Below are 18,545 nucleotides of genomic sequence, written 5' to 3'. Positions count from 1 at the left end.
CGGGCATTGGGCCTATGATCATTTTTAGGACAACATTTCTAGACTTCCATGAAAAAACTATACGGTTTTGTAGGGGCATTCCTATGCCTGTCCCTCTTGAATTGCCGGGCTTCGGCCCAGGGGTGTGTCGCCGTTCGGCACATGAGCTCGGCAACCCCGGGTACGGTCTCGTCGGCAGATTTTTTTAAACAGCGGACCGGCCACTGGCAAATCAACGCGGGGTACCGGTATTTCCGGTCGTTCCGGCATTTTAAAGGCGATGTTGAGCAGAAAGAACGCCTGGAGCAAAACACCGAAGTAATCAACCTGGCGCACGCGCTCGACCTGGGCATTACGTACCTGGCGACTCCCCGGTTATCGTTTTCGGTCAATCTGCCCCTTCAGTATAACGACCGTTCTTCGCTCTACGAACACTACGGCAATGCCGTCTCGGTCAATCCCGAACAGAAGCGCTTTCACACCTATTCGCAGGGCATCGGCGATTTGCGGATTTCGGGAAATTACTGGCTGCTTGACCCGGTGAAAATGCCCAAAGCAAATTTTGCGCTGGGCCTGGGGGTGAAACTGCCCACCGGCAATCCGGGCGTCACCGGCGACTTCCATAAGCTGGACAAAGAGAAGCGCGATTACGTAATCAATAAACCGGTCGACCAGTCTATTCAATTGGGCGACGGCGGGGTCGGCTTCAGCGTGGAAGGGCAGGGATACGCGCAGATTACGGGCGGCCTGGCGGCTTACGTCAGCGGTTATTACCTGTTCAACCCCCGCGAAACCAACCGGGTGCTCCGGACGCCCGAAGCCACAACGGTTGACCCCGTCATCGGCTACTTCTCGGTGGCCGACCAATTTGCCGCCCGGCTGGGCCTGAGCCAGGCTTTGCCGTTTGTTCCGGGGCTGGCCGTGATGCTGGGAGGTCGGGTTGAGGGCATTCCGTCGTCGGACGTTTTTGGCGGCAGCAGCGGCTACCGGCGGCCCGGTTATATCGTTTCGGTAGAGCCCGGATTAAACTACATGAAAGGCAAGTTTTCCGCAGCCGTAACCGTGCCGGTGGCCCTTTACCGCAACCGGATTAAAAGCTATTACGACAAACTTGATCCGCAGGGACTGCGCCACGGCGATGCCGCCTTTGCCGATTATTCCGTATCAATCTCGCTAAGCCGCTGGTTTTAGAGCGCATTGCTAACCTTTCCGGCCGTATCCACCACAACTACCTATTAATTCACTTTTGAAAAATGAAAAAATTTACCAATTGTTTACTGATCAGTGCCTTACTCATGGCCGGCAAGGCGGTTGCCCAAATGCCGCACGATGCCATTTACATGGGCAAAGGAGCCGTTTGTGTGGCCACCATGTACGGGAAAAGCACCTGGAATGAGTACTGGGAAAACTCGCTCAAACGCTCCAACTCCAACCTTGGAACGCATACCACCCAGAATGTTATGGTGATGCCCGCCATCGGGATCACCAACCGCCTGAACGTCATTCTGAGCCTGCCATACGTCTGGACCGAAACCAGCGCCGGCAACCTGCTGGGTCAGAAGGGATTTCAGGACCTTTCCGGCTGGCTGAAATACCGGGTGCTGAACACGCACGGCTTTTCGCTCCACGCCGTAGCGGGCGCATCGCTCCCCGTCGGCAATTACGTGCCGGATTTTCTGCCAATGTCGATCGGATTGCAGTGCCGGACGGTTTCCGGGCGGCTGATTGCCAGCTACAAACATCCAGAAACTGGTCTGTACGCCACCGCCCACGGTACGTACATGTGGCGCAGCAACATCAAAGTGGACCGGGATGCCTACCAGGCCGACGACCGCGTGTACAACACCAACCAGGTCAGCGTTCCGAATGCCTACGACATGGGAGTCCGGCTGGGGATTTTGCGGAAAAAGTGGCAGACTGAACTCTGGGCCGAACGCAGCTCCTGCACCCACGGCGACTACATCCGTCGGCACGATATGCCGTTCCCGACCAACAACATGCAGGCAACAACGGTGGGTTGGTACGGCAAATTCCAGCCGAACAAGATCGGGGTTAACGCCCGGGTAGGTTACGTGACCGACGGCCGGAACGTCGGCCAAAGCACAAGCTATTCCGTGGGCGTGCTGTATCTGTTCAAGTTGTAAAAATTGGTAAAACACAATCCGGGCGGGCCGGAAGCGAGCTGGGCCGCTCAAAGGATTTATGAAATAGTATCAAACGATGAAAACCTCGATTAAACAAATAAAAAAAATCGGTCTGGGACTGAGCCTGGTGGCCCTGCTGGGCGCGTGTGATAAAACGATCGATGAACCCCAGCGGGATAGTTACACCCCCATTTCAACCGATGAAAAGGCCGGGACCTGGAAAACGTACCTGCTTTCTTCATCCTCCGAAATTGCGGTGGCCGAACCCAAAGCCGTTTCTTCGCCGGAATACATCGCCGAACTGGCTAGTCTGAAACAACAGTCGGCCAGTTTGACCAAAGAACAGCGCGAAGCGGTGGAATACTGGGGAGCCGGAGCCGTGTACCGCTGGAACGAGATTGCCCGCGAACTCTCGGCCCGCTACAACATCCCCCCGGCTTACAACGCTGAAGGTAAATACCCGGTGCCCGACCCGGCGAATCCGCTGGCCGATCCGAAGTTTCCGTTTGCCAATCCGCCCTATGCCTCCCGGGCGCTGGCGTACCTGAGCGTAGCCCAGTACGACGCGCTGGTAGCCGCCTGGAATTTCAAATACCAGTTTAAACGGCCCGCACCGTCCAAAACCGACGCGACGATCAAAGCCGCTTTACCGGTTTCGGAGATTCCGACTTACCCTTCTGAAGATGCCGTGGTAGCAGCCGCTTCGCTTACCATTCTGAAGGCCATGTTCCCGGGTGAAGTGCCATTTCTGGAAGCGAAAATGAAGCAGCACCGGGATAGCCGCGTGTGGGCCGGGATGAATGTAGAGAGTGATCTGACGGCTGGGGCGGCCCTCGGAAATGCCGTTGCGGCCAAAGTAATGGGGCGCGCCAAAACCGACGGTATGTCGGCGGCCAACAACCAAGCGCTGACGGCCGGAATGATTACAAAAGCCAGAGAACGGGGCCTGCGGGAAGCCTGGGTGAGCCAGGAATTGCCGGCCCGCCCGCCGATGCTGCCCAATTACGGAGCCGTTCTGCCCTGGAATTTCGATCAGGCCACTGTCGTGGCGCTGCGGGCCGTACCGCCCCCGGCGCTGGACAGCGAAGAGTTTAAGAGAGATATAGACGAGCTGAGAAAGATCCAGAAAAACCAGACCCGCGAGCAGGCCCGGATCGCCAACTACTGGTCCGATGGAGCCGGAAGCTACACCCCGCCCGGTCACTGGCACCGCACGGCGGCCAACGTAAGCCACGAAGCCAAGCACAGCGAAGTCCGGATGGCTCGTACGCTGGCCCTGCTGGGAACGGCCGAAATGGATGCCGCCATCGTTTGCTGGGATACGAAATATTACTACTACTACCCACGGCCGCAGCAGTTCGGGGTGAAAACGTCGGTCGGTTTGCCCAACTTCCCCTCGTACACGTCCGGCCACTCGACCTTCTCGGGGGCAGCTGCAACGGTGCTGGCTCACCTATTCCCGGATCAGGCGACAACTTTCCAGAAGCAGGCGGAGGAGGCATCCGTATCGCGGATTTATGGCCTGATTCATTACCGTTTCGATTGCGAAGAAGGGCTGAAAGCGGGTGAGAAAGTAGGAAACTATGCCATTGCCCGGGCGAAAGCCGACGGCGCGGCTTTGTAAATCGGTAATTATGCCATATTCGAAATACAAATACAGTGCAATGGCGTGTAGTGCGTTGATCCTGACCGGAGCACTTACCGGGCTGGCTCAATCAAAAGCCCAGAAGCCGACTGCCGACACCCTGCGCAGCCGTACGCTGGAGGAGGTGAACGTGACAGGTGTGCGCCAGGGGTATATCCAGTCGTTGCCCGACGTGCAGGGCACGTTTCTGCTGGGCGGTAAGCGGAGTGAAGTGGTCCGGCTGGGGGAGATTGACGCCAACATCGCCGAGAAAAACGCCCGGCAGGTGTTTGCCCGGCTGCCGGGTCTGTTTGTCTACGATATGGACGGCACCGGCAACCAGATGAACGTGGCCACGCGCGGCCTGGACCCGCACCGGTCGTGGGAATACAACATCCGCCAGAATGGAATCCTAACCAATTCGGATATGTATGGCTACCCGGCCAGCCACTATTCGGCCCCGATGGAAAGCATCGAACGGGTTGAGCTGGTGCGCGGAACGGCTTCTTTGCAATACGGTGCGCAGTTCGGCGGAATGCTCAATTACGTCACCAAAACCGCGGATACCACCCGTCGGTTTGGCTTCGAAACAGTCAATTCGGTGGGGTCCTACGGCTTACGGAGTACCTACAACGCCATCGGCGGACGGGTTGGCAAGCTGACGTATTACGGGTACTACTACCGGCGGCACTCCGACGGTTACCGTCAGAACGCGATGTCGAACTCGCAGGCGCAGTTTGTCAGCTTGCAGTACCAGGCTTCGAATCGGTTGCGGCTGAGCGCCGAACTGGGCCGGTCGGAGTATGTTTACCGGATTCCGGGACCACTCACGGAAGAAATGTTTGCTCAAAATCCGCGGCAGGCTACCCGCAACCGGAATTATTTCAATCCCGACATCTGGGTGCCGTCGCTGCGGCTCGATTGGCAGATCACCGACCGGACGCGCCTGATGGGACTGGCATCGGCGGTTCTGGGCGCGCGCAACAGTGTGATGTTTGATGCGCTGGCAAATGTGCCGGATACGCTGATTCGGGCAACCGGGCAGCTCCGCAACCGCCAGGTCGACATCGACCGTTTCAACAGTTATACCTCTGAACTGCGCGTGCTGCACACGTACGCCATCGGAAGCGTGACGGCCACGGGCGTAGTCGGCGTTCAGGTGATGAACAACGACCTGAACCGGCGGCAGTTGGGGCGGGGAACAACCGGTTCCGACTTTGATCTGTCGCTGGTGGCACCGTTCGGCCGCGATTTGCACATGTACACCAACAACGTCGCTTTCTTTGCCGAGAGTCAGTTTCACCTGACGCCGAAGCTGACGGTTTCGCCCGGTGTTCGGGTGGAGAACGGGCAGACCCGGGTGCGCGGAACCATCAGCTACTACGATCCGCTGAATTTGCCCAACAACATCGACCACCGGTTTGCGCTGCTTGGCATCAACGCGCAGTACCGCCTGAGTCCGGAAGTGAAATTCTACGGCGGCTGGTCGCAGGCGTATCGGCCGGTGATTTTCAAGGACATCATTCCGACATCGGTCTATGAACAAGTGGATAAAAACCTGAAGGATGCAACCGGATACAACGCCGAAATTGGCATGGACGGCTATTGGCAGGGGCTTCACGTAAACGTCAGTGCTTTTTACCTGCCGTACCACAACCGGCTGGGAAGTCTGGTATTAACCAACCCGGACGGACAGAATTACGTGTTTCGTACCAACGTCGGGGACAGCAAAACGAAAGGGGTAGAAGCGTTGGTGGAAGCGCAGTTTGTGAAGACGAACGCGTTTTTGTTGACCGGTTTTACCTCAACGGCCTACGTGGACGCCCGGTATACGAACGCCCGCGTCTCGACCGGAACGGACAACAAAACCATCAACGGCAACCAGGTGGAATCGGCTCCGCGCTGGACCAGCCGCAACGGGTTGACGGCCCGCTACCGGACACTGAGCCTGACCGCGCAGTTCAGCTACGTCAGCAAAACCTTCTCCGACGCCCTGAATACTGCGGTCGCCCTGCCGAATGGCTCAAAAGGTCCGGTTCCGGCCTACGGCATCTGGGATTTGAACGCAACCTGGCGCATGAGCCGCCGGTTTAACCTGCGAGGCAGCGTGAATAACCTGCTGGACAAGTCCTATTTCACCAAACGCCCGACCTTCTATCCGGGGCCGGGCATCTGGCCGTCCGACGGCCGGACGGGGGTACTGACCCTTGGAATCAAACTGTAAACCGTGGCCAGCCACCATCCGGCCACATTCCTGAACCATTTTTAGAAGTTTCGACTATGCCACACATACCCCTTCCTGACCATTTGCCGGGCATCACGGGCCTGCTCGAATACCGCCTGGATACGGCCGGGCCGATTCGGGAATTAACCCAGATTCTGCTGCGCGGGGAATCGACCCTGACGCCGGGCGAGCGCGAACTGATTGCTGCGCTGGTGTCGTCGCGCAACCAGACCCGCTTCTGTACGGCCGCCCACACCAAAGCCGCCGACTTGTTGCTGGGCGAAAACGAAACCGCGTGGCTGGTGAAGCAGGATTACGAAGCTGCGCCGGTGAGCGAGAAAATGAAAGCCCTGCTGGCGATTGCGGCCCGGGCGCAGAACAGCGGAAAAGATGTCACGCCCGAAGCTGTTGAACGGGCCAAACAGGCCGGCGCCACCGACCGGGAAATTCACGATACGGTATTGATAACGGCCCTGTTCTGTCTGTACAACAAGTACGTCGACGGCATGGCTACCGTCACGCCAACTGATCCGGCGTATTACCAGCGGCTGGGCGAACGCATCGTCAAGGGCTATCGACGCCCGGAAAACGGCTTCCCGGTACCACCAACAACCTAGTGTTTTTTTGAAAATTGGACGGCCAGTCTTTGACAGAAGTACGCCCTGTCCGCCCGAAAATCGTAGGGGTATCCTGGTTTTTATCCCTGCCACTCACGTCTTGAAAGGAAAGTTAGAAAAGCACCGTATCTACAAAGCACCACCCAACATGCAATCCAAGCAACTCTACCATCTCTGTACATTCTTACTGCTCTTTCTTGTGAACGGGGCCGTTTACGCCCAGCAGGTGCGCCTTTCGGGCACGCTGACCGATGCCGAAACCAGAACCCCGCTGGTCGGAGCCAGTGTTGTCATCCGGGATCAACTCAGCGGTACCGTAACGGACGCAACCGGTCAATTCTCGCTTCTGACCAACCGCCGGGGGCCGTGGACACTGGTCGTTTCGATGGTGGGGTATGAAAAACAGCAAATTCCGGTCGCCAGCGCCGATCAACCCATTCCGGTCTCCCTGAAAGCCAGCACGCAGGTGTTACAGGACGTAGTGGTGGCGGCTTCGCGGGTGGAGGAAAACATTCTGCAGGCCCCCGTGAGTATTGAAAAAATGGACATCCGGGCCATTCGCGAAACGCCATCCGCCACGTTTTACGAAGGAATCAACAACCTCAAGGGCGTCGATATGGTCACCAGCGGGCTGACCTACAAGCAAATCAATACGCGCGGGTTTGCCAGCACGGGCAACAGCCGGTTTTTGCAGCTCATCGACGGAATCGACAACCAACCGGCCGGTTTTGGCTTCTCGGTCGGCAACATGTTTGGTCTGTCGGATCTGGACGTGGAAAGCGTCGAACTGGTACCGGGAGCGGCTTCGGCGCTGTACGGACCGGCAGCTTTCAACGGCGCGCTGCTGATGCATTCGAAGGATCCGTTTCAGTACCAGGGCCTTAGCGCCCAGGCCAAAGTCGGAGTCAATCACCTCAACGACCCCAACACCGGCGCGGCTCTCTACCACGATTATGCGTTGCGGTACGCTAAAGTGTTTAACAACAAACTGGCTTTCAAGCTAAACGCGTCGTACCTGCACGGACTGGACTGGTTTGCAACGGATTACACCGACGTCGATGCCACCACGCCCAACGAGCTGAAAGGTCGCAGCAATCCGGCTTACAACGGGTTGAACGTGTATGGCGATGAGGTAAACCGAACCATTACCGGCATTGGCAAGGTGGCCCGCACCGGCTACGAAGAACGGTCTCTGACCGATTACAACGTCTACAGCCTGAAACTGAACGGCGCCCTGCACTACCGGATCACCCCCAACCTCGAAGCGATTTATTCGTACAATTGCGCCAAAGGCATCGCCAATTACACGGGCAGCAACCGGTTTTCGGTCAACGGTTTTTCGCTGATTCAACACCGGGTTGAACTGCGGGGCGCCAACTTTTTTGTCCGCTGGTACACCAATCAGGAAGACTCCCACGACTCCTACAACACCCGTTCGCTGGGCCAGCAGATCAACCGGACGTGGGTGCGCGATCTGAACGGCAACGTCGTTCCGGCCAATCAGGCGGACGAAATGTGGTTTACGCGCTACACCACGGCTTATCAGGGCAAGGCGCCGGGGGTAACGGCTTCCAACCACGCAGCCGCCCGCGGTTTTGCCGATCAGGGACGGTATTTGCCCGGTTCGCCGGAGTTTGAACGGGAGAAAACCCGACTGGAAGGCATTCAGGGGCTGGCCGGGGCCGGAATCCTGAGCCAGACGAAAATGCACCATACCGATGCACAATACAATTTCTCGTCCGCGTTGGAAAAAGCCGGTTTGTCCAAAACCGAACTGCTGGCGGGGGGCAATTTTCGGCAGTACAGCCTGTTTACCAACGGAACGTTGTTCGACGACAGGGGCGGGCGGATTTTGTACTACGAATACGGCGCATTTTTACAGGCCAGCCAGCGACTTTTCGCCGACAAGCTGAAACTGACGGTGTCGGGGCGGTACGACAAAAACCAGAATTTTGCGGGGTATTTTACGCCCCGTGCGTCGGCGGTTTTCTCGCCCACGCCGGCGCACAGCTTCCGGGCATCGTTTCAGACGGGCTTCCGAAATCCGACACCAAGCGATCAGTTTATCAAACTCAACGTCGGTCCGATCACCATTCTGGGCGGGGCACCCTCCAACAGCGCGGGCATGAACGTCTACGAAAACTCGATCAACTCACCGACGGTCGGCGGGTTCGTCAACGGGTTCCTGGCCGATGTGCAGACGGGTAAAACGCCCCAGCAGGCAGTCATGGCGAATAAAGACAAGCTGCAAAAATCGAACGTTGCCTACATCAGGCCCGAGAAAGTGCAGAGTTTTGAGGTCGGTTACCGCGGCTTGCTGAACAACCGCGTGGCCGTCGATGCCAACTACTATTTCGGCGAATACCAGAATTTCATCCTGAACCAGGTAGTCATCCGGCCCGACAGTCCGGTGCTGGGCAGCGACGGGCAGATCAATCCCGCGGCCGCGCAGGACATTCTGAACAGCAAATACCAGGTTTTTCAGCTTTACACCAACGCTTCCGACCGGGTAACGGCGCAGGGCGCGACGCTCGGACTGACCTATTTTGTGCCGGGCGGCTACACCATCGGCGGAAACGGCACCTGGTCGGCTTTCGATCTGAAAGGGGCCAATCCAAACAACATTCCGGCGTTCAACACACCCCGTTACAAAACCAATGTGACGGTGGGCAACCGCAATCTGGGCAGAAACCTCGGTTTCAACGTAGCCTGGCACTGGCAGGATTCGTTCGACTGGGTGGGGTCGTTCAACGACCTGCGCCCGGGCCGGATTCAGGCGTATCACCTGCTCGACGCCCAGGTAACCTACCGGCTACCGGCCCTGAAAACCGCCCTGAAAGTGGGAGCCAGCAACCTGACCAACCGCTACGTGGTACAGGCGTATGGTTCGCCGGCCGTGGGTGGTTTGTACTACGTTTCGTTGACGTTTGATCAAAACATGCGCTGAGATGGAAACCATGCAGCTCCCCACCTCTCGGCCGACCACGGCCTACCGCAGCCAGGTTTTTGCGCTCTGTATGCTGGTTTACATCTTTAGCGGAACGGTTTCGACCTTGATGTCTACCTACTTGCCGGTGGTAGTCCGCGACCTGCTGGGTCGGGCCGATTCCACTGAGTTTAACCGGGTCAGTGCCTATGTTGGGGCTACGTTCCTCTACGGCTGGATGCTGGGCGGCATGAGCTTCGGCTACTTCGGCGACCGGCTGGGCCGGGTGCGTTCGCTGGTTGGGGCGGTGCTGGTGTACGGCGGCTGTACGCTGCTGACGGCTTTTGCGCCCAACTGGATGACCGTCGTGGTGCTGCGGTTTGCGGCCGGGTTTGGCATCGGTGGCGTTTTGGTCCTGACAACCGTGATCGTGGCCGAAATCTGGCCGGAGCGCAACCGGCCCGTGGCGCTGGGCATTCTGGCCGTGGCGTTTCCGATTGGCATCATGCTGTCGGGGCTGGTCAATTATTTTCTGCCCAACTGGCGGCAGGCGTTCTGGATTGGCGGTGTTCCGCTGGCGCTGAGCGTATGGATTGCCGTATTCGTGCAGGAGACCGACGGCTGGAAGCGCGTTCAGCGACAACCGGCCACGGCGGAGGTCAGTCTGTTTGATCCCCACTACCGGCGGTCGCTGTGGCTGGGTTCGCTGGCATTCGGGGCCATGCTGGTGGGGCTGTGGGCGATTTTTTCGTGGGTACCAACCTGGGTGCAGAGCCTGGTGGTTGGCGACGGGCAGAAGCAGCGGGGACTTTCGATGGTGTTGATGGGCAGCGGGGGCGTCGTCGGCGGCATCCTGTCCGGTTTTATCGTCAAGGCCGTGGGACACCGGCGCACCATGCTGTTTGTCTTTGCCGCCTGCTTCGTCATGGCCGCCATCGTCTTTAAAACGAATCTAGTATTCTCGCCGGTTGTCTACCTCGAAATTGCGGTGCTGGCCCTGCTGTTCGGCATAAGCCAGGGAACCATGTCGGCTTATCTGCCCGACTTGTTTCCCACGTCCCTGCGGGGCCGGGCCACCGGTTTCTGCTTCAACATCGGTCGGCTTGTGACGGCTACGGCGGTCTTTTTCATCGGTACGCTGGTAGCTGCGCTGGGCGGTTACGGCTCCGCCATTTTTGCTTTTTCCGGGACGTTTGTCGTTGGCTTCGTAGCCATCTGGCGCGGTCCGCGTTCAACTGACAACCACTAAAACGGTCAAGTTTATGGCACATATACAAGTTCCCGAAGGTGTTCCCGGCATTCGCAGCCTGGTTATGTACCGGCCCGATACGGGCGAGCATCTATACGCACTGGCGCAGGCGTTGTTGCGCAACGAATCGCCGTTGAGCGAAGCCGAGCGCGAGTTGATTGCAACGTTTGTTTCGTCGTTGAACAACTGCAACTTCTGCGCCGGGAGCCACGCGGCTGCGGCCCGTTTCCTGTTTGGTTCGGACAAGAAGTTGGTCGATCAGGTCATTGCGGATTATCAAACCGCGCCCGTTTCCGACAAATTAAAAGCGTTGCTGACCATTGCTCGGCATGTACAGCAGGATGCCCGCACGGTTTCGGACGAACTGGTGGCCGAAGCGCGTCGGCAGGGGGCAAACGACCGTGATATCCACGACACGGTGTTGATTGCGGCCACGTTCTGTTTGTTCAACCGCTACGTCGATGGTTTAGCCACGTTAACGCCGGACCCTTCCGCCTATGAAGCGATGGGCGAACGAATGGGCACGATCGGTTACGTCATGCCCCACGTTTCTGCGCCGGTAGATAGTTCGAAGTAGGTTAATGATTCATAATAGGTTAGCTCATATTCCCTGACCGCATGGCGGTCAGGGATATATCCAGAATGTAAGCTTAAGCATCAGACATTTTTCAATCGCTATTTCATATGCCGCACATTCAATTGCCCGAAGGACTGCCCGGTATTCGCGGACCGATGGCGTTCAGCCCCGAGACCGCCAAACCCCTCAATGAGTTAGCCAACGCGCTGTTGCAGACCGACGATGGCCTGAGCCGGGCCGAGCGCGAACTGATTGCCACCTACGTTTCATCCCGGAACGACTGCTTTTTCTGTCAGACGATTCACGGCGCAGTAGCCAGCCAGTATTGGGGCGATGAAAGCGGTGAATTTATCAACGCCGTGAAGGAAAATTACGGTCTGACGGCCCTTTCGCCCAAACTGAAAGCCCTGCTGGCAATTGCCGGAAGTGTGCAGAAAGGCGGAAAACACGTCACTACCGAGCAGGTTCAGGAAGCCCGGGAGCAGGGCGCCACCGACAAGGACATCCACGACACGGTATTGATTGCGGCTGCATTCTGCATGTTTAACCGGTATGTCGACGGACTGGCAACCTGGGCTCCCGAAAATCCCGATCTCTATAAATTCCGGGCGACTAAAATAGCCGAATACGGCTATACGGCCGATGATCATTATATGCCGAAATAAGATGAGCAAATTGGTCTTTTTCATCCTCGGGATTCTATTGCTGGCGGCTTTGGAAGTCGCAAAGGTGTATTTCATTATGCCCATGCCGGGGAGTCAGGAAGCTGATACGATTGATCTGGCATACTGGATTCATCAGCATATCTGGCTGTTGCGAACGCTGGGCTGGCTGTTGGTGGCTTATCCGACGTACGGGCTGCTGGCGGATCACAGGCGCGGTGGGCGGAGAATTGCCGTGCTGGCGTTGCTGTTTGGCTACGGCGTGGTGATCTACCTGTTCAATTTCCGGTTTCTGGCCGATAAAATGTTTTACCAGCCGAAAGAAACGGTGATGCTGGATCTGCGGAGCAATAAAATTCCGGTGAATAAGGTAGTGTTGGGGCTTGTCGTGAACGGGCAGGCGCGGGCCTACCCGGTGCAGCTCATCGGCTACCATCATCAGGTTCGGGACACGGTGGGCGGGGAGCCGGTGATGGTGACCTACTGCACGGTTTGCCGAACCGGGCGCGTCTTTCGGCCCCTGGTGGGCAACCAGCCGGAAGAGTTCCGGCTGGTCGGTATGGACCACTTCAACGCCATGTTTGAAGACAAAGCCACCGGAAGCTGGTGGCGGCAGGTGAGCGGGGAAGCTATCGCCGGACCGCTGAAAGGTCGCCAACTGGCCAGTTTACCCGCCGAACAAATGACCCTGCACGCTTGGGCCGAACGCCACCCCCAGACGCTGGTGCTTCAGCCGGATTCTGCTTTCAGGAAGCAATACACCGGTATGGAGCCGTACGAACGCGGCAGGAGCAAGGGCGATCTAACCCGGCGCGATAGCTTGGCGTGGAAGCCCAAATCGTGGGTGGTGGGCGTTGAGCGCAAAAAAGCCGCCCGGGCCTACGACTGGAACCAGTTGCAGCAACAGAGAATTACGAACGATCAACTGGGCGGCACTCCGCTCGTGCTGATGGTGGCTGCCGACAGCGTCTCGTTTCACGTCTGGAACCGAACGGTTGATGGGCGGCCGTTGCAGTTCGTGCCGGGCTCCGCTGACTCATTTCGGGATACGGAAACCCAATCGGTCTGGAACCGGCAGGGCGTCTGTCTGGAAGGACCGCTGAAAGGCCGACGGCTGGAGCCGATTCCGGCGTCGCAGGAATACTTGCATTCCTGGGAAACGTTTCATCCGGGTACAACACGGTATTTGTGAAAAACAAAGAAAAGAGCGCGCAAAGACCGAGTGGAACGTCTTGTTTCTCCGGTCTTTGCGCTGCGGAAGATCAATTAATAGGTTAACAAAGTAGTAAAGGGCGGGGGCTTTGCTCCTGCTCTTTTTTTAGGTTTTGGATTTTCGATCAGAATAATGCCGCTAAAAACACTCAATTGCGAATTTCGGTTATGTTTGTGAGCACTTCCTGCTGTTCGGTTAAGAGACTTTCCGAAACTGGCTAACGACTAAACTTCTCAGCTTGCGATCATGATCCCAACCTCCCGCACCAGAACCGCTAAATCGGCCGCGACGGCTTACAAACTGGCTAACCTTCCCACCGACGGGCAGACCCGCGTCGTTATTGAACGCGTTACGCCCGAAATTGACGGCGGCCGGTTTCCCATTAAAGCCGTTCCCGGTGACACCATTGCCGTACAGGCCGATCTTTTTCTGGATGGACACGATAAACTGGCCGCCCGACTACTGTACAAACACACCGACGACGTGGAATGGAGCGAAGTTCCGATGGCGTTTGTTGACAACGACCGCTGGGGTGCTGCCTTCACGGTCGAAAAACAGGGCTATTATTCCTACACCATCGAAGGCTGGGTTGACCATATTGCGTCCTGGCAGCACGAAGTACACCTGAAAGTGGCGGCTGGTCAACGCCTTATCAGTGAGCTGAAAGCCGGAGCGGTGTATGTCAACGGCATGGCGGAACGGGCTGAAGGTGACGACAGATCGACCCTGGAGTGGTTTACCCAGCTTCTGTCCGAAGCCGCCGAGGAATACAACGAAGTCCAGTACGGTCAGGCGATTGAATTTGTTCACGGGGAACATTTTAAATACTTGTTCAACCAGTATCCGGAGCGGAAGCATCCTTCCCGTTACGTCCGCGAACTGATTGTGGAAGTAGACCGTCCGAAAGCCGGTTTCAGCACCTGGTACTGCCTGTTTCCGCGCTCAGCCGCCCCGGAACTGGGACCCGACGGGCTGCCCGCCCACGGCACGTTCCGGGATGTAGAGCGGCTTTTACCGCGTCTGGAAGCGATGGGTTTTGACGTGCTGTATCTGCCACCGATTCACCCGATCGGCCAGGCCTTTCGGAAGGGAAAAAACAACAACGTGGTGGCGCAGCCCGGCGAACCCGGCGTGCCCTACGGGATCGGTTCGGAGCTGGGCGGTCATACCGCAATTCACCCCGAACTCGGTACGCTTGATGATTTCAAACACCTAATTGCCATTGCCCGCAACCACGGTATGGAAGTGGCCATGGACCTGGCGATTCAGGTATCGCCCGACCACCCGTGGGCGAAAGACCACCCGGAATGGTTTAAAAAACGGCCCGACGGCACGATTCAGTACGCCGAAAATCCGCCCAAAAAATACCAGGATATTTACCCGGTTTATTTTGAAACCGACGACTGGCGGAGTTTGTGGCTCGAAATGAAGGAAACCATGCTGACCTGGGCTTCGTGGGGCGTCCGGATTGTGCGGGTTGATAACCCGCACACAAAACCGTTCCAGTTCTGGGAATGGCTGATTTCGGAGGTCAAGAAGCAATACCCAGATATGATTTTCCTGTCGGAAGCATTCACCAAACCCAAAGTGATGCAGCAACTGGCCAAACGCGGTTTTGCGCAGTCGTACACGTATTTCACCTGGCGCAACAACAAGCACGAAATTCAGGAATACCTCACCGAGCTGACGCAGAGTGAGATGAAGCACTATTACCGCCCGAATTTCTGGCCGACGACGCACGATATCAACCCCTATGTTCTGCAATCGGGCCACGAGCCGCAGTTTCTGATCCGGTTTCTGCTGGCGGCCACGCTGTCGTCCAACTATGGTATCTACGGCCCGTCGTTTGAGTTGATGGAGCACGAACAGTTTCCGGGTAAGGAAGAATACCTGAACTCGGAGAAATACGAAATACGCCATTGGGACTGGAACCGTACCAACAAACTGACGTACCTCATTGGGCTGGTCAACCGCATCCGGAAAGAAAACCCGGCGCTTCAGAGCACCAACAACCTGACGTTCTGCCGCATTGACGACGATGCGCTGATGGCGTATCTGAAAGTAAGCGGCAACAACCGTTTGCTCATGGTGATCAACACTGATGGCTACAACCGGCGGGCGGGCATGGTGCAGGTGCCAACCTGGTTGATGGGCATCCGTGACGACCAGCAGTACAGCGTGCATGACCTGCTTACCGGATCTCATTATACGTGGACCGGTCAGTGGAACTACGTGGAACTTGATCCGTACCTGCTGCCCATGCATTTATTCAAGATTGAAATCTGAGCCATTGCCTAAGAAATCAGCAGATTCTGCCGGAATAAAGTTATTTTAGTGGAGCGTCCGTCAATTACTCCTACCTGGTAGTTGACGGAGCTTCGGTTTTTAACTCTAACCAACTCATGATTGAAGAAGCAATTCAGTATCCGGCATTGATCAAGTATCTGAAAGGGTTCAGTAATTACACTTGGTTGTACTACTGCGATGGCCGCAAGGTGTTGCTTTCCAAGTCGCTCTGCTATTTCGAAAAAAAGCTACCTAGTTTTTTCCGAGTTCATAAGACAGCCTTGGTGAATCCGCATTACATCACGGATTTTAAAGCTCCTCCGGGCCACAAAATGTCTGGATCGGTGCTGTTAAAAGACGACCTGACGCTGCCCGTAAGCCGCCGGCGATGGAACCAGCTGGTCGACTCGCTACAGACAATGATGGTCCAAACCAAATCCGCTGATGGCCTTCTGCCGGAACAGCCCTACGGCAATGGAGAAGCGGCCGGGCGGCCCGTGGCGTCTCGTCGAATGCGGCAGGTCTGGGTGGTAATGGCCGATGAAATGAAGGGAAACCTGGTGCGGCAGATTATCAGCGAAAAATGGCCGCTGTGGCGTCTGCAAGTGTTTGAAACCGTTACCAAGCTACAAAGCGCCCTCCAGGAAGAAGGTGAGTCTGAAATGCCTGCTATGATTATTCTGGATGGAAACCAGGACAAAAGCGTACGGGCGCTGCAAGCGATCAAGCGGAACGTCCGTTTCCGGTTTATTCCGACCTTGTTGCTGGTTTCGGCCGGTAATTCGGATGTGGCGGAGCAGAGTTATGCTTCGGGTGCCAACTCCGTTATTGTTCTTTCGGCCGACCTGACCCGGTTTATTCAGGCGGTGGAAAAAACATTTCGGTACTGGCTTTCAACGGCAACGGCGCCGTACGCAACCGCCCGTTTGTCTACCGCTTTGGGGTAAGCTATTCGGGTACCCCTCAAACGTCCGGCGAACCGGATGTTTGAGGGGGAATAGTCAATTAGTAGATGGATTGCGGATTTGGAAGGGTTACGGTTTCCCACCAGTAATCTTTCAAGGTCTGAAAATATTCAACCCATTCCGTAAAGTCCGTTGGCTTGACAACATATGAGGTGACTCCCCGATCATAGGATTCCGTAATATCTTCGTGATAAGCCGAATTGCTGAACACAACAACCGGGATTTGTCCGATTTCCGGATTCAGGCTTTTGATCGATTTCAGGACCTGCCAGCCGTTTTCCCGCTCCGGTAAATACAAATCCAATAAGATAAATTGGGGGAGCCTTAGGCCCGTTTGAACGCATTCATTGAGGTAGTGAATGGCCGTTTGCTCATCAGTTGCCGTTACCGCTTCAACGTCAGTAAAGCATTTTTGGATGGCACTTTTAATCAAGACCATGTGATCGGCATTGTCCTCAATGATCAAAATTCGCGCATTTTTCAGCCGTTTCGGGGTTGTCTTGGATTTGGAAAAGCTCATCGTTCTTCTATTTACGTCTCCAGAGTAATTGATAAAAAGCGCAAATGATAGCCAATAAATTGCTAGATAAACAGGAGGTTATCGGACATCAGCCTACGAATTAGCGAATATAATTAAAAGGGTCGGTTTGTTGGATAATCTCGTTAAATAATTTATCCGAAACAGAGTTTAGTATTACGTCAATACCAGCAGCGGCTGTGGTTGTTCAAAGGAATGACAGCAGCCGCTTTCCTTGTTTATTTTCGTTTATTCATCCCGGTTCGCAAACCGTTACCACGTGGATATAAAGTCTGCACAGTTTCTAACAATACAGAGGAGATTAAGTTAAATAAAAAACGTTTAGAGGGCCAGAAAGAAAGCAACCGCTTTCGAAATCCGATCTGGTCGGCAGTAAAATAAGTCGTGATAATCTAATTGAGAGGAGTATGAAAACGATACGAATGACGGTGGCGACCCTGGTAACGGTTTTGGCCATAACCCTGCAGACTTCGGCGCAGACAACTACTTCGGAAGGAAACGCGGCCAACACCGCCCAGAGTAGAAACGGGAATGTGAAAGAACAGCAGCCTGCTTCGGGGCAAACGCGGGCTAAGGTTGAACGCAAAGTGACGGGTTCCCGCCCTGACGTAAACAGCGCGTCCGACAAAACCGACAAATACCGGGAAGATAACATGCCCAACCGCGAAAAACGGTCGACCGTTACTTCTGACGCGGATGGTAAAAAAAGCGTTGTGCGGGGACGGCCCAAGGCCGACCCGAAAACCAAGCAGAAGCGCGGGGAGGGCCGGTCGTTTGGAAACACCGGACCGAATTGATCAAGTTTTGAATGCTTAACGGATAAAACCCATTTCGGCATCCTGACCGGGATGGGTTTTTGACCCTCTTACTTAACCAGTTCCCCAACGCGATGAAACTTAAAAACATTGCCGACGCAATTCAGCACGGCATCGACCTTTTGAAAGGAGAGGATACGCTGGATAAAATATACCGGAGCGATAACACCCTTTCGGATGAGCGAACGGCCCACGAAGCCTTCGTTCAGGCAAAAGAGCGTTTGTTTGCGGTTAACCGCTGGTCGGATATTTCCAGCATTACGGCGAATTTCTCCCTGCATGATTCGGCGGGCCAGCCTAAACCGGAAGGGCAACCCGTTGTGGGCGATTACATCAATATTGTACTGCCTGCCCCACCCCTGGAAAACTGGGTAAAGATAACCCGGGTGTCGGAGGGGGATACCTGGGCGGAATTTGTGGTTCATCCCAGTTCCAACCCCAACGAAAAAAGCAACGAAACCGAGCATTTCCTCACCGAAGAGTCAAGCAGTACGTTTCGCGTCGAGGTGCACGGCAATACGGTAACGGCCACCGAGTTTGGGAAAAATGAGCGCGCCAACAACCAGGAAGAGTCGGGGGGGCGGGGCGCGGTCAATACCGTCGTGGCCGGAACGGGCTGGCTCTTTTACCAAACTATCCAGTGGAAAACGCTGACGGATTACCTGGTTGGGCTGTAAGGCAGAACGTAGAGTACCCGGATTTGACTTAATTGCGGAATGAGTTTGT

At 55.9% G+C, this 18,545-nt stretch carries 15 protein-coding genes; 14 read left to right on the top strand and 1 reads right to left on the bottom strand.

What is annotated here, in order from left to right; genetic code table 11:
• Positions 1 to 48: 48 nt before the first annotated feature.
• The 12 genes from OQ371_RS00865 (at position 49) to OQ371_RS00810 (ending at position 16,448) form a co-directional block, all read left to right on the top strand.
• Positions 49 to 1,170 carry a hypothetical protein gene (locus tag OQ371_RS00865; protein WP_265991731.1) on the top strand — a complete coding sequence of 374 codons (1,122 nt, stop codon included), beginning with the start codon at positions 49 to 51 and terminating at the stop codon, positions 1,168 to 1,170.
• Between the two features lie 62 nt (positions 1,171 to 1,232).
• A complete protein-coding gene (locus OQ371_RS00860; protein ID WP_265991730.1) occupies positions 1,233 to 2,123 on the top strand; it encodes a hypothetical protein in 891 nt (296 codons plus the stop codon).
• A 76-nt stretch (positions 2,124 to 2,199) separates the two neighbouring features.
• On the top strand, positions 2,200 to 3,747 hold the full coding sequence (locus OQ371_RS00855; protein ID WP_265991728.1) for a vanadium-dependent haloperoxidase: 1,548 nt from the start codon (positions 2,200 to 2,202) through the stop codon (positions 3,745 to 3,747).
• Between the two features lie 10 nt (positions 3,748 to 3,757).
• Positions 3,758 to 5,971 carry a TonB-dependent receptor family protein gene (locus OQ371_RS00850; RefSeq protein ID WP_265991726.1) on the top strand — a complete coding sequence of 738 codons (2,214 nt, stop codon included), beginning with the start codon at positions 3,758 to 3,760 and terminating at the stop codon, positions 5,969 to 5,971.
• A 56-nt stretch (positions 5,972 to 6,027) separates the two neighbouring features.
• Positions 6,028 to 6,588, top strand: a complete 561-nt coding sequence (locus OQ371_RS00845) for a carboxymuconolactone decarboxylase family protein (RefSeq protein WP_265991725.1) — start codon at positions 6,028 to 6,030, stop codon at positions 6,586 to 6,588.
• 148 nt (positions 6,589 to 6,736) lie between these two features.
• A complete protein-coding gene (locus OQ371_RS00840) occupies positions 6,737 to 9,535 on the top strand; it encodes a TonB-dependent receptor (protein ID WP_265991723.1) in 2,799 nt (932 codons plus the stop codon).
• 1 nt (position 9,536) lies between these two features.
• Complete coding sequence (locus OQ371_RS00835) at positions 9,537 to 10,763, top strand: MFS transporter (RefSeq protein ID WP_265991721.1); 1,227 nt, start codon at positions 9,537 to 9,539, stop codon at positions 10,761 to 10,763.
• Positions 10,750 to 11,340, top strand: coding sequence for a carboxymuconolactone decarboxylase family protein (locus OQ371_RS00830; protein ID WP_265994363.1), 591 nt, complete (start codon positions 10,750 to 10,752; stop codon positions 11,338 to 11,340). Before OQ371_RS00835 ends, OQ371_RS00830 begins: the two co-directional genes overlap by 14 nt.
• A gap of 107 nt (positions 11,341 to 11,447) precedes the next feature.
• Positions 11,448 to 12,005, top strand: coding sequence for a carboxymuconolactone decarboxylase family protein (locus OQ371_RS00825; protein WP_265991719.1), 558 nt, complete (start codon positions 11,448 to 11,450; stop codon positions 12,003 to 12,005).
• 1 nt (position 12,006) lies between these two features.
• Positions 12,007 to 13,194 carry a DUF3179 domain-containing (seleno)protein gene (locus tag OQ371_RS00820; RefSeq protein WP_265991718.1) on the top strand — a complete coding sequence of 396 codons (1,188 nt, stop codon included), beginning with the start codon at positions 12,007 to 12,009 and terminating at the stop codon, positions 13,192 to 13,194.
• A 267-nt stretch (positions 13,195 to 13,461) separates the two neighbouring features.
• Positions 13,462 to 15,501, top strand: a complete 2,040-nt coding sequence (locus tag OQ371_RS00815) for an alpha-1,4-glucan--maltose-1-phosphate maltosyltransferase (RefSeq protein WP_265991717.1) — start codon at positions 13,462 to 13,464, stop codon at positions 15,499 to 15,501.
• Positions 15,502 to 15,617: 116 nt separating this feature from the next.
• Positions 15,618 to 16,448 (top strand): response regulator transcription factor, encoded by an 831-nt coding sequence (locus OQ371_RS00810; RefSeq protein ID WP_265991716.1) that lies wholly within the window; start codon positions 15,618 to 15,620, stop codon positions 16,446 to 16,448.
• 58 nt (positions 16,449 to 16,506) lie between these two features.
• Here the strand turns inward: OQ371_RS00810 and OQ371_RS00805 are convergent, their stop codons facing one another.
• Positions 16,507 to 16,986 carry a response regulator gene (locus OQ371_RS00805; protein ID WP_265991715.1) on the bottom strand — a complete coding sequence of 160 codons (480 nt, stop codon included), beginning with the start codon at positions 16,984 to 16,986 and terminating at the stop codon, positions 16,507 to 16,509.
• Positions 16,987 to 17,411: 425 nt separating this feature from the next.
• Between OQ371_RS00805 and OQ371_RS00800 the strand changes: the two genes are divergently transcribed.
• Both OQ371_RS00800 and OQ371_RS00795 read left to right on the top strand, forming a co-directional pair.
• Entirely contained in the window at positions 17,412 to 17,801 is a 390-nt protein-coding gene (locus OQ371_RS00800; RefSeq protein WP_265991714.1) for a hypothetical protein, read from the top strand.
• Between the two features lie 92 nt (positions 17,802 to 17,893).
• Positions 17,894 to 18,496 carry a hypothetical protein gene (locus tag OQ371_RS00795; RefSeq protein ID WP_265991713.1) on the top strand — a complete coding sequence of 201 codons (603 nt, stop codon included), beginning with the start codon at positions 17,894 to 17,896 and terminating at the stop codon, positions 18,494 to 18,496.
• The last annotated feature ends 49 nt before the right edge of the window (positions 18,497 to 18,545 follow it).

This window comes from Larkinella insperata (assembly GCF_026248825.1).
In the GTDB taxonomy this organism is placed as follows: Bacteria; Bacteroidota; Bacteroidia; order Cytophagales; family Spirosomataceae; genus Larkinella; species Larkinella insperata.
The sequence above is the reverse complement of the archived record's forward strand: the minus strand, read 5'-3'. Positions and strand labels throughout refer to the sequence as shown.